Genomic DNA, 248 nt, shown 5'->3' on the forward strand with positions numbered 1-248 from the left:
TTCCGTTGTTTCATTCCCTTGGCTACATTCTGAATAATGCTCATGGCAGCAAAAGTATTAACCTCAAACATTTTCCTAATTTCTTCAATAGGCATTGAAGAAACACTCCCGATGCTTAATATTCCCGCACAGCTGACTAAATGATCAAAACGATACTGACGACAAAGCTGCGCAACTTTCTGATCTAATTGACTATCAAGCAAATCAATCGCATAACAATCGAGCTGATCAGCATACTGTCGTTGCAG

Annotated in this window: 1 protein-coding gene; it reads right to left on the bottom strand. The window is 39.5% G+C overall.

The genetic code is table 11. From position 1 onward, the window contains the following. Positions 1-248 (bottom strand): SDR family NAD(P)-dependent oxidoreductase (locus tag Q5762_RS39245; RefSeq protein WP_315897103.1); only part of this gene is annotated, 248 nt, incomplete at both ends.

It is taken from the genome of Streptomyces sp. P9(2023), from assembly GCF_032436795.1.
Classification (GTDB): Bacteria; Actinomycetota; Actinomycetes; order Streptomycetales; family Streptomycetaceae; genus Streptomyces.